This is a genomic window from Pseudomonas sp. ICMP 8385, assembly GCF_002699915.1.
In the GTDB taxonomy this organism is placed as follows: Bacteria; Pseudomonadota; Gammaproteobacteria; order Pseudomonadales; family Pseudomonadaceae; genus Aquipseudomonas; species Aquipseudomonas gessardii.
This window is the reverse complement of record NZ_LKBY01000078.1, coordinates 102,096-116,326: the sequence shown is the minus strand read 5'-3', so window position 1 is coordinate 116,326 and position 14,231 is coordinate 102,096. Positions and strand designations below refer to the sequence as shown.

The window sequence follows — 14,231 nt, the reverse complement described above, 5'->3', positions numbered from 1 at the left end:
ATGGACAGGATCTGGGTGAAGCCGCAATAGAAGAAGATGCCTTCCAGGACGCAGTAGTAGGCGACCAGGTTGCGCAGCAGTTCCTTGTCGGTGTCGACGGTACCGGTCTCGAACTTCGGATCGGAGATCGAGCGCGTGTATTTCAGGCCCCAGGCGGCCTTTTTGGCGACCGATGGAATCTCGTGGTACATGTTGAAGATCTCGCCTTCATCCATGGCCAGCGATTCGATGCAGTACTGGTAGGCGTGGGTGTGGATCGCCTCTTCGAAGGCCTGGCGCAGGATGTACTGGCGGCACTCCGGGTTGGTGATCAGGCGGTACACGGCCAGCACCAGGTTGTTGGCCACCAGGGAATCGGCGGTGGAGAAGAAGCCCAGGTTGCGCATGACGATGCGACGTTCGTCGTCGGTCAGGCCTTCGGGGTTTTTCCACAGGGCGATGTCGGCGGTCATGTTGACCTCTTGCGGCATCCAGTGGTTGGCGCAGCCGTCGAGGTATTTCTGCCAGGCCCAGTCGTATTTGAAGGGGACGAGTTGGTTGAGGTCGGCGCGGCAGTTGATCATGCGCTTTTCGTCAACAGCGACACGGGCGGCGGCGCCTTCGAGTTCGGCCAGGCCTTCGGCGATGTCGAGTTTGTCCAGGGCGGCCTTGGCGCGCACGATGGCGGCGGAGGCATTGGCGGTGACGGCGCGGGCTTCGAGGGCGGCAGCGGCGCCGGCACCGTCGAGGCGGTCCATGTTGGCTTCGGTGGCGTGGCCGGCGTTGGCGCCACGGATCACGGCTGCACCGGTGTCTTCGTTGTCGGCTTCATCCCAACTCAGCATGAAATACTCCTTCCTGGTCTGTTCTGACGGCGTGTGAAGCCGTCCAAAAGCTTGATAATTACCGGCATCGCACACTATGTAGTGGTCGGTTTCGTGTGTGGGCACACTATATGGTGTGTGGGAAAGTTGGTCAACGCACAAGATGTGCGGTCTTCGGTCGCTGCCCGACGCAAGATCAGCGATAACGCCTGGGTTTATTGGCCCGCTCGGAATCTCAAAGGGGTGAAAAATCTACTGATCCGCCCAGCCACCCAGGAAGACACCGAAAGTACCTTCCAGGTGCATAAAAATGCCGTCGAAAACCTGTGGTGAGGGAGAGCTGCATTTGGTAACACCTTGAGGTTTTTTCCCGGATTTGTCTGTCATGACAGTGTTGGGGCTGGTGCTAGGTTTCTCACTTAGGAGCCCTTCAAATAAAAGGATATTGAGCAAACCCAACCTGTTAGCTGGAGTGATTATGCGCCTGCCGTCCCTGCCCAATACTCTGTCGTTTGTTAGACCCAATGACCCAGCTCAAAACCGCCATCCAACGTCCCATGAAAAACCCGCACAGGGGCAACTGTCGACGCACAACGATGTGCCAGAGAGGCACCGTGTACGTAGGGATACACCGGCGATGGCGGTTCCTGAAATGGGCAGTGCAGATGATTTTTTTTCAAAAGTAGAAGCTGTCAAACAGGGTCAGGGCCGAGAGGCGTATATGCGAGGGTATAACTCACCGGGGTCAGTGCCTCTGCCTGCTGGTTATTCAGATTCGATGAGTAGTTCCCAGTTTTATAAAATGGCATTAAAGCCAGGTGTGACTGATGAGCAATTAGGCATGCTGAAGCACTTGGCGGAAAGACGCACGATTATAATGACTCAAGAAAGGGTTTCGGTATTTTCCGAATTGGTATCGGGTAAAGAAACTAAGTTGACGCCCATGCCGCAAAGTTACTATCTCGCTATGATTAACCAATCGAGCAGCGGAGAGTGTGCGGGCATAACACACCTCCTGTCCCTGGCGACAAGAGAGGGCAAGGCTGATATTTTTTTGGGCAATATATACCAGGCGCTTGCTTCTTCCGACACGCCTGAATCTCAAGCGTTTTTTGCTGTGATCGCCAGGGCCCAGAAGTACGCCGGGTATGCCGACAAGGCACATGATCCGGCCACTGACAGGCTCGGGTCTTACAAGACGATTGTATCGCAGATCCTAAAAGCCCCCGCCCCAACGACGTTGCTTATCTCGGCCAAGGGGCATCGTATATCGGCAGGGGTGACGGCGGGAGCGGACGGTAAACGGACCTATTACTACGCCGACCCCAATATTGGCTTGGTCAGGTCTTCTTCTGCCAAGGCATTTGAAAGCGCAATGAAGAAAATCTTTACCGATCCCGATCTGAAAAAATTAATTGTGCCATACAACAACGATTTGGATAACCCCAAGTACAGGTTCAGCGTATTCAAACCAGACCATATTTCTGGAATTGGACCGACATCCACCCGGGTGCAACTGGCCTATAATGCCCCCTTGGCCGATCTTGATACGATAAAAGTAGTTGATAGTACACGCCTACCTTCCTCGGCTGATTTTAGAAAACACTCAAAGCCCATTGTGGGTATGGAAGCTGCGGTTTATCAAAATGTTCTGGAAAGTGTGGACAACATACATGCCAAAAAAGGCATGGCCCAGTATCACGCCACTTTCGACTCATTGAAAACTGTTCAGGGCTTTATAAAACAGTACCCGGGCTCCCCGTACATTGGCAGCATGCAGGGGCTTGAGCAAAAATTAGTGCGCACCCTCGCTGAAGCAACCCCGCCTCCTGGTTTTCCGTACATCGATAGACAAATGCAGCGCGATCGCCAGTTGTTTGCCCCAAACCAGGCGGGTGCGCCTCTGGCCACGTTGGGTACACCCACGGTCATCAGCAAGACGGGGGAAGTGCAGCGCCTTCAGGCTCTCGATGATAGCCAGCCGCCGATACGTATCGGCACCCTGGATATCAGTCGCGTCGATCTCTACAAAATGGGCATCAATATCCACGGCAAGCCGATAGAAACCCAGCCGGCAGGTGACCCGAATGGCAAGCTGTTGGCCACTAACCTGCAAATTGATTTTGCGCGTTTCAAGGCATGGTCCGGTTCCGGTGATGTGCGGCTCAATGACCAGGCAACCAAGCTGTTCTTTGAAATTGCGATTCATCGTGAGCCGTCCGCTGGACCGCTGATCCCCAGTACCGAAGTTTCAAAGATGCCTGACAACTTTGAAAAACAGATGCAGCAAGTGCACAAAGTTTCTGCTCAGATTCAAGAGATGGTTCGCACTAAACAACCGATGCCTGCGAATTTCTTTGATTCAGGTGGCGTGGACAAGTTTGGAAAAACGCGGGCTGCCGGCTTGGGCTTCCAGGCATTCAGTACATTTCAGGGGCTGCGCAGCGCGATTGAGTCGTTTCAGAAGGGAGACGTGACTCAAGGCAGTATCAGTTTGGGCGCTGTCGCGGCCCAATATGGCGGGGACGCGATTGGGGCGTCGCTCAACAAGTTGGGGCAAAGTGTCATTCAAAAGGCTGCACCTTCGATCATGGGATTTAAAGCGTCGAGTGTTGGGCAACTGATTGGCAAGGTCGGCACGGGGGCGGGCACGGCGATCAGCCTGCCCTTTGATATCTACAGTGCTGTCGATTCGTTTAAAAAAGCCAGTAAAAGCAGCGGTACTGAAGCCCAGGATCACTATGTTGACGGTGCGTTTTCGGTGGCCAACGCTGCAACCTCGGTAACGTTGGGCGCCGCATTCATGATGGGGGCGACCTCGGCAGGGCCGATAGGCCTGGCCGTGGCAGGGACGCTCATGATGAGCCAAATGATTTACCACTCTGTTCGTAGCGTGGAAGACCTGGATAAGGTCACACCGCTGACTGGCGAACAAAAGGCCGTCACCGGGGTGAGGGCGTTCCTGGGCCTGGAGCCCGGATTTGATGTGCTCAAGCCTTACTTGCAAACCCAATACACCAACGAAATCGATGAGCAACGCCAAAGTCGCTATAAAGCGTTCCTGAGCGGTGATGGAAAGCACAACTTTGAACGGGTGGTCTACGGTTCGTCGCAGGTTGAGGTCAAGCAAGTGGACGGCAACGTCCCACTGACACCCAGAGTCTGGTTTTCGCCGGTCACCTGGCTGCTGAATCTGATTCCAATACCCGGCAAGGTTCCGTCGGTGACCGTCCACGATGGCAATGACCAGGTAGGCGTGGATGAAAGCTATGCATCATTGAACGGCAAACCGGTCAAACAGGTTGAAGGCGAGTTGGGTGATGGAAAAGCCACGTTATGGGACCTGGGGGGTGGGGACGATTATGTAAGAGGGGTGGAAAACAAACCCAACGTCTTCCTGCTGGGAGCCGGCAAAAAGGTTGTCAGTGGCGGGCGCGCTGACGATACGGTGGTCATGAATGCCGATGCGCGCCAGACACTGGAGCGGGCGCGTGAGGTCGAGAAGACCGGAGACAAAACTTTCAGTCCCAGACAAATATCCCTGGAGGGTGGAGAGGGACGTAATACCCTGGTTTTTTCTGGAGAGTTAAGTTCGCCACGCGACGACGCTGGGAAGAAAGAAAGTGCCAGCTACGTAGGGCATGTCATTAATCTAAAAGACTCCACCGTCTCGGTAAAAACCGAAAATTCCAATACCTTGGGGGTGAAAAAAATCGCCAGTGTGCAGAACTTTTCCAATGTAACCACTGTGAAGAACGGCGAAAGTTATGTTCAAGGTGACGACCAGAATAATTTACTGACCCTCAATGGCCGCGAGGACATTGCCCGCACAGGCAAGGGGGCTGATGTCGTCGTTATCAATGGTGGGGCCCGGGTGATCGGTGAAGGCGGTAGCAATACTTACATCATCAACAAGGGGTCAGGCAGCGTTCATATTGACGACCCGGAGGGCAGCTCCGTTCAACTGGACTACACCGACGCCGAAATCTCGGACTGGCATGTGACCCCCTCCGGGGATCTGAAGCTGACCTTGAACGGCGGCTCACCCGAGCAACGCCGATCTGTCGAGTTTAAAGGGGCTTTTTCCAATGACCCGCAAGATCAAGGCAAGTCACGGCCGGTATTCATCACCAGCGACAGGGTAATGCTGAGCGTCATTGACCCGCGCAAGAATGGCTCATCTACGGGTACGCCACAGATCCAGCGGCTCAAGGTTGGGGAAGGCTGACGGGGGCACTGGTCTGTCAGCTTCTCCAGCGATTGGCGCTTGTGCTGTTGCGCACCGCTGAAGCCTGACGACAGGGGTACGCGCAGGCTGTACCCCAACCCCAATACCTGAGCAAAACCATCGGCATTTCTTGATCGCCATCAAGCAGGTTTTACCCCCCGGCTTTCTATCATGGTCCCTGCCAAGCAATGAGGAAGCGACCATGTCAGAGACCTTCACCAAGGGCATGGCCAGGAATATCTACTTTGGAGGAAGCGTGTTCTTCTTCCTGATCTTCCTGGCCCTGACCTACCACACCGAACAAACCTTTCCCTCTCGCAGTAATCAGGAGCTACTCACCGAATCCGTAGTGCGCGGCAAGGGCGTCTGGGAGCGCAATAACTGCGTTGGCTGCCACACCTTGCTGGGCGAGGGCGCGTACTTTGCGCCGGAGCTGGGCAATGTGTTCAACCGCCGGGGTGGCGAGGAAGCGTTCAAGCCATTCCTGCACGCCTGGATGAAGATGCAACCCTTGGGCGTGCCCGGCCGGCGCGCGATGCCGCAATTCAACCTCAGCGACCAGGAGGTGGACGATATGGCCGAGTTCCTCAAATGGAGCTCGAAGATCAACACCAACGGCTGGCCGCCAAACAAGGAGGGCTGAGGGATGCGTACCGTCAATCCATATCTGAAATTCCAATCCCAGGCCGTGGCCAAACCCTACTTTGTATTCGCCCTGATCCTGTTCCTGGGCCAGGTGCTGTTCGGTTTGATCATGGGCCTGCAATACGTGGTCGGCGACTTCCTGTTCCCGCTGATCCCCTTCAACGTGGCGCGGATGGTCCACACCAACCTGCTGATCGTCTGGCTGCTGTTCGGGTTTATGGGCGCCGCCTACTACCTGGTGCCGGAGGAGGCCGACCGCGAATTGCACAGCCCCAAGCTGGCGATCCTGTTGTTTTGGGTGTTTGCCGCCGCCGGCGTGTTGACCATCCTCGGCTACTTGCTGGTGCCCTATGCGGCCCTGGCCAAGTTGACCCACAACGAACTGCTGCCGACCATGGGCCGTGAATTCCTCGAGCAGCCGACCATCACCAAGATGGGCATCGTGGTCGTGTGCCTGGGCTTTCTCTACAACATCGGCATGACCCTGCTCAAGGGCCGCAAGACCACGGTGAGCATGGTGATGATGACCGGGCTGATTGGCCTGGCGGTGTTCTTCCTGTTCTCGTTCTACAACCCCGGCAACCTGGCGCGGGACAAATTCTACTGGTGGTGGGTGGTGCATCTTTGGGTCGAAGGCGTGTGGGAGCTGATCATGGGCTCGATGCTCGCCTTTGTGCTGATCAAGGTCACCGGCGTCGACCGTGAGGTCGTGGAAAAATGGTTGTACGTGATCATCGCCATGGCCCTGATCACCGGGATCATCGGCACCGGCCACCACTTCTTCTGGATCGGTGCGCCCGAGGTGTGGTTGTGGGTCGGTTCGATCTTCTCGGCCCTGGAGCCCCTGCCGTTCCTGGCGATGGTGATGTTTGCCTTCACCATGGTCAAACAGCGCCGGCGCCAGCACCCGAACCGGGCGGCCACGTTGTGGGCCAAGGGCACCACGGTCACCGCGTTCTTCGGCGCCGGGGTCTGGGGCTTCCTCCATACTCTGGCACCGGTCAACTTCTATACCCACGGTACCCAACTGACCGCCGCCCACGGCCACCTGGCGTTCTTCGGCGCCTACGCCATGATCGTCATGACCCTGATCAGCTACGCCATGCCCCGCCTGCGCGGTATCGGTGAAGCACCGGATGCACGCTCGCAAACTTTGGAGATCTGGGGCTTCTGGATGATGGTCCTGTCGATGGTGATGATCACCCTGTTCCTCACCGCCGCCGGTGCCGTGCAGGTCTGGTTGCAACGCTGGCAGGTGGACGGTGTGGCGCTGCCGTTCATGGCCACCATGGACCACCTGGCCCTGCTGTTCTGGGCACGACTGGCCAGTGGCGTGGTGTTCCTGCTGGGCCTGCTCTGCTACCTGTGGAGCTTCCGGCAGCGGGGCAAGGGCTTGGACTCTGCCGTGCCCGTGACAGCTTGAGCGGTCAACGTTAATCCCCAAGAGGGCGGCCCGGCAGGTACTGCGGGCCGTTTTACGTCTGGAGCACTTCACATGGCCTTTACCCTTGAGTTGGAAGAGTGGGTCGGCAGTGTCTGGCACCGCTTTATCACGCGCCGCGCCAGTGCCGACTTCCCCGAGGCGCGGGTCGATCTGGCCGACCGCCAGCGCAGTCTGGCCCTGTTGTTCCGCGCCCTGGGCGGCGCCCACGGGATAGCGGTGGAAGCCGCCAGCGAGCGCGACCTGCTGCTGCGGCGCAACCTGTTGATGCGCATCGCCGGCACCTGCCGCCAGGCGCCGCTGGCCTCGTGCGATGGTCATCGCCTGCGCCTGCCGGCCAGCCTGGCGGTGTTTCCCACGGTGGCCCTGAACCTGGAGCTGTACCGCTGGCTGGCGCTGCTGGCCGCGCACGCCGGGCCGATGACCCACTGGGCCCGGGACAACCAGCGCTGGACCTGGCAACTGTTGCAGCGCTACCCGGCCATGCTCCCCAGCTATCAGCGCCTGGTGGAGGCCCACCTGCAATTGCGCCCCGATCCCGCCATCCTCAACCCCGCCGAAGCCGCCGTGGAAAAGGCCTTGCGCCAGGCCCTGCGCGAACCCGGCAGCATCCGCCAGTTACCCCGCAGCGAGCGCGCCGCCTGGCCGTTGCCGCTGTGGCTGTATCCGCCCTTGCACCTGCACAGCCCGCAGGCCGCAGACCAGGACGACGAGGGCGACGACCTGGCAACCCGCCCCGGCGAACAACAGGGCGCGCCCAAGCAGGCCAACCGGGTCGACGACAATAGCCGCGACGGCGGCCTGTTGGTGGTGCGCCTGGAAAACCTGTTCAGTTGGACCGAGCATGTCGATCTGGACCGTTGGGCCGATGACTCCGAAGACGAAGAGGCCGCGCGGGTCGCCGAAGACCTCGACCAGTTGAGCCTGTCGCGCCAGCGCGTGCGCAAGAGCGGCGGGCTCAAGTTGCACCTGGATCTGCCCCCGGCCGACGTCGACGATATCCCCCTGGGCGACGGCATCAAGCTGCCCGAATGGGACTACCGCCAGCAATGCCTGCAAGCCAACTTCGTCAACCTGCAACTGATGCAACCCCGCCACAGCGCGCCCCAGCCGCTGCCGGCGCGCCTGCGGCCCCAGGCTGCGCGGTTACGTCGCCAGTTCCAGCAACTGCGCACCGACCGCCAATGGCTACGCCAACAACCCCAGGGCGCGGAACTGGACCTGCAGGCATGGCTGGATTTTCATGTCGAGCGCCAACACGGCGCATGCGCCGAGCGCGGCCTGTTCAAGGAGCAGCGCCGCACCCGGCGTGACTTGGCCTGTTTGCTGCTGGCCGATTTGTCGATGTCCACCGACGCCCATTTGAACGATACGCAAAAGGTCATCGACGTGATCCGCGACAGCCTGCTGCTGTTTGGCGAGAGCCTGGCGGGCCTGGGCGATGCATTTGCCTTGTATGGTTTTTCGTCCCTGCGTCGCCAGCAGGTGCGCCTGCAACAGCTCAAGTCATTCCAGCAACCCTACGACGACCACACCCGTGGCTGCATCCAGGGCCTGAAACCGGGTTACTACACACGCATGGGCGCCGCTATCCGCCAGGCCACCCAGACCCTGGGCGCCTGTAAACAACGGCGCAAACTGCTGTTGATTGTGACCGATGGCAAGCCCAACGACCTGGACCTGTACGAGGGCCGCTATGGCGTGGAGGACACCCGCCAGGCCGTGCTAGAAGCGCGGCGCCAGGGCCTGGTGCCGTTCTGCATCACCATCGACAAACAGGCTGCGGACTACCTGCCGTACATGTTCGGCGCCCACGGCTACACCCTGATCCGTCAGCCGGAGCAACTGCCGCTACGCTTGCCGCAGCTGTACCGGCAGTTGACCGAAGATCAGTAGAAGTCCCGGGGCAGCCAGAAGAACATCGTGATGCAGAACACGGCCAGCCCCAGGCAGAACCATTGGAAGCGCTTGAGCCGCCGCGCCTCAAGGCTGGCGGTGGAAGCGGGCAGGGGCATGGCGCAGCGTTCGCAGGCGGCGTGCGTCGGCGGGTTGGCATGCTGGCAGTACAGGCAGACCCGCACCGCGCTCATTCAAATTGCTCCAGGCGCAGGCGGTCGAGAATAGCGATCTGGCGACCGTCCTGGGTGATGATTTTTTCATCGATCAGCCGGCGGATGATCCGCGAGAACGTCTCCGGCTGGATCGACAGGTGCCCGGCGATCAACTGCTTGGCCATGGGCAGCTCGAACGAACTGTCGGCACTGTGCAGGCGCACCCGTTGCGTCAGCAGGTAGCGCACCACGCGGTGGGTGGCGTTTTTCAGGGACAGGGTCTCGATCTCGTTGACCCGCTGGTGCAGACGCACACACAGCTTGCCCAGCAGGGCGAAGGTCAGGCGGCTGTTGGTGTGGAGCAGGCGCATATACGTGGCGTTGGACAGGCGATACAACTGTGTGGGGCACACCGCCTCGGCGCAGGCCACGTAGTTGGGGGTGTCCATCAGCATCATCGCCTCGGCGAAGGTCTGCCGCTCGCCGATCACTTCAAAGACCTTTTCCTGGCCGTCCGGGGTCAGGCGATAGATCTTCACCGCGCCGGCAATCACAAAGTAAAAGCCATCGGCCGGCTCGCCTTGGCGAAACAGCGGCTCGCCCTTGTCGACACTCAGCAACTGACTGCTGGCCATCAACTCATCCATCTGCTCTTCGTTGAGCGGCTCGAACAGGTGATGGCTGCGCAGGATCTGATGATGCACGCGGTGCAAAACCCGGGGTGCATCCTTGGAGCAGGTCAGGGACGGGATCATACAAGCCACAACGACAGGCCACTGGCCGCTGCCATCATCGAACCGAGGATCACGAACCAGGCCAGGGGCTGGATGACTTTTTTCATGGTGACTCCGTGGGGGCAGTAATAAGGGATAACCGGGTAGAGCAAGAGCTGGGCCAAGGCGCGGGCCGTGTAAAGCCTGGGCTGTAGCGCCTTAAGGGTCAAAATGACCTCGCCTTTAAGGGTTCTTTTAACCCTCTAATGGTCATTTAAACCCTCATAGGCAACGCCAATCCCCTGTGGGAGCTGGCTTGCCTGCGATGGCATCGCTGCGGTTTAACCGCTAGACCGAGGTGTTTGCATCGCAGGCAAGCCAGCTCCCACAGGGGGGGCGGCCCGGCCCTTGCAACGCTATTTCTGCAACGGCCCCCCAGGATATTGCGCCGCCCAGAAGCCCTGCTTGATCTGCGACAAGGGCCGGACGCGGGCAATCCCGGATGATCGGGCCGGCAATGACTTGAGGAGTGGTGGTATGCAAGTGCTGGATCGACGCAAGGCTATGTCGATTACCCCGTTGTTTCGCCTGGCTTTCCGGCCATTTTTCCTCGGTGGCTGCCTGTTGGCGCTGCTGGCGATTCCCCTGTGGCTGCTGGCCCTGGCCGGCGATGCGGGCTGGCAGCCGGCGGGTGGTTGGCTGGCGTGGCATCGCCATGAGCTGCTGTTCGGTTTTGCCCTGGCAATCATCGGCGGGTTCCTGCTGACGGCGGTGCAGACCTGGACCGGCCGCCCCGGCATCAGCGGCATGCCCCTGGCGGTGCTGGCCGGGGTATGGCTGGCCGCACGCCTGGCCTGGCTGTTCAACCTGCCGTGGCCGCTGCTGGCTGTGCTGGAGCTGAGCTTTCCTCTGGCGGTCGCCGGGCTGATGGGCTGGACCCTGTGGAAAGTGCGGCAACAACGCAACTACCCGATTGTGCTGGTCCTGCTGCTGTTGACCCTGGCCGATGGCCTGTCCCTGTATGGCTTGCTGCGCGCAGATGAAGGCTGGCAGCGCCAGGCGGTGTTGAGCGGGTTGTGGCTGGTGGCGGCGATGATGGGGTTGATCGGTGGCCGGGTGATTCCGTTTTTCACCCAGCGTGGCCTGGGGCGCACCGAGGCGGTGAAGCCCTGGCCGTGGCTGGATCACCTGTTGCTGGGCGGCTCGGCAGGGGTGGCGCTGTTGTACGCCAGCGGCCTGGCATTAACCGCCAGCCTGTGGGTGGGCCTGCTGTTTGGCTTGCTGGGGCTCGGTCATCTGCTGCGCCTGGTACGTTGGCACGACCGTGGCTTGTGGCGCGTGCCGCTGCTGTGGTCGCTGCACCTGGCCTATGCCTGGCTGGCCGTGGCCTGCCTGGGCATGGCGCTGTGGCATTTCGGCGCGCCGCTGAACCCGAGCCTGGCGGTGCATGCGCTGACGGTGGGGGCGATGGGCGGGTTGATCCTGGCGATGATCGCCCGGGTCAGCCTGGGCCATACCGGCCGGCCGCTGACGCCACCCAAGGGCATGCCCCTGGCTTTTGCGCTGTTGAACCTGGCCTGCCTGAGCCGGGTGCTGTTGGTGCTGGTCTGGCCGTATGCCGCGCTGTGGCTGGCGGGCCTGTGCTGGACCCTGGGCTTGGGCCTGTATCTATGGCGCTATGCCCCAATGCTGTGGCGCGCGCGGGTTGACGGCCATCCGGGCTAGGAGAACGGCAATGCTCTATTCGTGGTTATTGATTGTGCATCTATTGGCGGCCATCGCCTTTATCGGCACGCTGTTCTTCGAGGTTTTTATCTGGCACCGCGCCCGCGAAGAACTGGCCTGGTCGGCGCAGTTCACCAGCGAGCAAGCCATTGCCCGGCGTTCGCGGCAGGTGCTGCATGGCGTGGTGCTGCTGTTGTATGGCGCGGGCATCGGCCTGGCCTGGCACTACCGCGGCGTGCTGGGCGCGCCCTGGGCCAGTCATTTTTCCGCGCTGTTGAGCCTGAAGATCGTATTGGCGCTGAGCATCATCGGGCATTACCTGTTGCTGGCGTACTGGCTGACGCAAAAGCGCCTGAGCCCGTTGCGGGCAGTGTGGATCCGTCGCAGCATCCTTGGGCATATGGTGCTGATCGTGATCCTGGCCAAGCTGATGCTGCGCTGACCCCCTGTGGAGCGAGCAAGCTCGCTCCTTGGGAGGGTTAGGCTGTTAGCGCACGTACAAACAACACGTCGTTTTCCAGATGAATATGCTCCAGCAAGTCCCCATGAAACACTTCCAGCCCTTGATACAGGGCGCGCCAGGTATTGCACGCGTCGTTGGGCGGCTGGATGTGATTGGTCAGCGCCAGCAACTGCTCCAGGGCCTGATTATGTTGCTCGTGTTCAAAGCGCATGACCTGGATCGGCGGCGCGGCCTGGGGGCCCATGCCCATTTGCAGCATCGGGAACAGCACCTGTTCCTCCTTGAGCATATGGCCCTCCAGTTCCTGTTCGATATCCCGCAGCAGGTCGGCCAGGCCATTGGGGCAGGCCAGGTGATGGCCGTGGACCTGCTCCACACGGCTGGCCAGGCGGATCAGTTCCGGCAGTTGCTCGCGGTGGCGGGCATGGTAACGCTGCAGCAAATGCTCGATCAGTTGCGCCTGGGGCAGGCTGTCCGGGACGATGGCGTTCATCGGGTTTCCTCATCAAGTGAACAGATAGGCCGGTGATTGCATGCCTTGTGCCATCGACAAGTCATTGAAAAAAAGCGATTAATTTTTTGTAGTGGTCAGGATCACCCTGATGCTGCACGGTAGAACCGACCATCCAAGGGTAGTAATGACCATGTTGCGTGAAAGTCTGTCGGCCGATCTGATTGTCGAATTGCCCAACGCGGTGCGCCTGCAACGCCTGGTGCAAACCCTGCGCGAATATTTCCATAGCGGCGCCGTGGGCCTGTTGCGTCTGGATGGCGACGACAGCCTGCGCCCGGTGGCCACGGTGGGGCTGGTGCATGAGGCCCTCGGCCGGCGTTTTTTGATTGCCCAGCACCCGCGGCTGGCGGCGATCATGGCGTCCCGCGAGCCGACCTGGTTCGAGCCCGACAGCCGCCTGCCGGACCCGTATGACGGGTTACTCGATACCCAGGTCGGCGAACCGCTGCCCGTGCATGACTGCATGGGCGTGAGCCTGTTCGTCGAAGGCCGGCCCTGGGGCGCGATTACCCTGGATGCGCTGCATGCCGGGACCTTCGATGCCAATGCCCGCGAGCAACTCAAGCGCTGCACCTTGCAGATCGAAGCCGCGGTGCGGGTCACGCGGCTGGAGCAGGAAAACCGCAGCCTGCGCCTGTCGCGCAGCGAGCCGGTGGCGGGCTCGCCCAGCGTCGAAGACGGCGAAATCCTCGGCCAGAGCCCGGTGCTGCATCAACTGCTCAACGAACTGGATGTACTCGCCGGCTCAGATCTGCCGGTGCTGCTGCTTGGCGAAACCGGGGTGGGCAAGGAGCTGTTCGCCCGCCGCCTGCATCGCCTGTCGCGGCGCAGTAAAAAGCCGCTGGTGCAGGTCAACTGCGCGGCGCTGCCGGAGTCGTTGGCCGAGAGTGAGTTGTTCGGGCATGTCAAAGGCGCGTTTTCCGGCGCCACCAGCGACCGCGCCGGGCGTTTTGATGCGGCCAACGGCGGCACGTTGTTTCTCGATGAAGTGGGCGAGCTGCCGCTGAGTGTGCAGGCCAAACTGCTGCGTACCTTGCAGAACGGTGAGATCCAGCGCCTGGGCGCCGACAAGCCATTGCATGTGGATGTGCGGATCATCGCTGCCACCAACCGCCACCTGCCCGAGAGCATTCGCCAAGGGCTGTTTCGCGCCGACCTGTACCACCGGCTGTCGGTGTACCCGGTGCCGATCCCGGCGCTGCGCGAGCGCGGCCACGATGTGCTGCTGCTGGCCGGGCACTTCCTGGAGCTCAACCGCGCGCGCCTGGGCCTGCGCGGCTTGCGCCTGTCACCGGCGGCGGAGCAGGCCCTGCTTGGTTATGCCTGGCCGGGCAATGTGCGCGAGCTGGAACATGTGATCAGCCGCGCTGCCCTCAAGCAGTTGAGCCGTGGCGGCAATCGCAACCAGATCATGACCCTGGAAGCCGAGCTGCTGGATCTCGACAGCGCCACCTTGGCCCAGGCCCCTGTGCCTGAAGTGCCGGCGCCGGCGTTCCAGAGCTTGAGCGATGCGGTGGATGACTGCCAGCGCCAGAAGGTGCGCCAGGCGTTGAGCCTGTCCGGCGATAACTGGGCCAGCGCTGCGCGCATGCTCGGCCTGGACTCCAGCAACCTGCACAAACTGGCGCGGCGCCTGGGGCTCAAGTAG

10 protein-coding genes and 1 pseudogene are annotated in these 14,231 nt (G+C 60.6%); 7 read left to right on the top strand and 4 right to left on the bottom strand.

All coding sequences use genetic code 11. The features are described from left to right. Window positions 1-824, bottom strand: an 824-nt coding sequence (locus tag AO268_RS08600; RefSeq protein WP_099168432.1) for a ribonucleotide-diphosphate reductase subunit beta, incomplete at its 3' end; no start/stop codon positions are given. Window positions 825-1,281: 457 nt separating this feature from the next. Between AO268_RS08600 and AO268_RS08595 the strand changes: the two genes are divergently transcribed. The 4 genes from AO268_RS08595 (at window position 1,282) to AO268_RS08580 (ending at window position 9,013) form a co-directional block, all read left to right on the top strand. Further along, window positions 1,282-5,031: a hypothetical protein gene (locus AO268_RS08595; protein ID WP_141562799.1), complete on the top strand. Its 3,750-nt coding sequence runs from the start codon at window positions 1,282-1,284 to the stop codon at window positions 5,029-5,031. Window positions 5,032-5,233: 202 nt separating this feature from the next. Further along, the gene (locus tag AO268_RS08590) at window positions 5,234-5,674 is read left to right on the top strand and encodes a c-type cytochrome (RefSeq protein WP_029294425.1); all 441 of its coding nucleotides are present in this window, start codon (window positions 5,234-5,236) and stop codon (window positions 5,672-5,674) included. A gap of 3 nt (window positions 5,675-5,677) precedes the next feature. After that, complete coding sequence (locus AO268_RS08585) at window positions 5,678-7,099, top strand: cbb3-type cytochrome c oxidase subunit I (RefSeq protein ID WP_076960726.1); 1,422 nt, start codon at window positions 5,678-5,680, stop codon at window positions 7,097-7,099. Window positions 7,100-7,171: 72 nt separating this feature from the next. Then, complete coding sequence (locus AO268_RS08580) at window positions 7,172-9,013, top strand: nitric oxide reductase activation protein NorD (RefSeq protein ID WP_099168430.1); 1,842 nt, start codon at window positions 7,172-7,174, stop codon at window positions 9,011-9,013. On the opposite strand, the gene AO268_RS08575 is transcribed toward AO268_RS08580, so the two are convergent. Next, window positions 9,007-9,207, bottom strand: a complete 201-nt coding sequence (locus tag AO268_RS08575; RefSeq protein WP_099168429.1) for a protein DnrP — start codon at window positions 9,205-9,207, stop codon at window positions 9,007-9,009. The genes AO268_RS08580 and AO268_RS08575 overlap by 7 nt on opposite strands. Beyond that, window positions 9,204-9,923, bottom strand: a complete 720-nt coding sequence (locus tag AO268_RS08570; protein ID WP_099168428.1) for a Crp/Fnr family transcriptional regulator — start codon at window positions 9,921-9,923, stop codon at window positions 9,204-9,206. Before AO268_RS08570 ends, AO268_RS08575 begins: the two co-directional genes overlap by 4 nt. A 495-nt stretch (window positions 9,924-10,418) precedes the next feature. On the opposite strand from AO268_RS08570, the gene AO268_RS08560 reads away from it, so the two are divergent. Then, on the top strand, window positions 10,419-11,606 hold the full coding sequence (locus AO268_RS08560; RefSeq protein WP_076960731.1) for an NnrS family protein: 1,188 nt from the start codon (window positions 10,419-10,421) through the stop codon (window positions 11,604-11,606). Window positions 11,607-11,616: 10 nt separating this feature from the next. Next, on the top strand, window positions 11,617-12,048 hold the full coding sequence (locus tag AO268_RS08555) for a hypothetical protein (RefSeq protein WP_076960732.1): 432 nt from the start codon (window positions 11,617-11,619) through the stop codon (window positions 12,046-12,048). Between the two features lie 37 nt (window positions 12,049-12,085). Here the strand turns inward: AO268_RS08555 and AO268_RS08550 are convergent. Beyond that, window positions 12,086-12,535: pseudogene (locus tag AO268_RS08550) on the bottom strand (hemerythrin domain-containing protein); the annotation flags it as partial. 178 nt (window positions 12,536-12,713) lie between these two features. On the opposite strand from AO268_RS08550, the gene norR reads away from it, so the two are divergent. Continuing rightward, the gene (norR, locus tag AO268_RS08545; protein WP_099168438.1) at window positions 12,714-14,231 is read left to right on the top strand and encodes a nitric oxide reductase transcriptional regulator NorR; all 1,518 of its coding nucleotides are present in this window, start codon (window positions 12,714-12,716) and stop codon (window positions 14,229-14,231) included.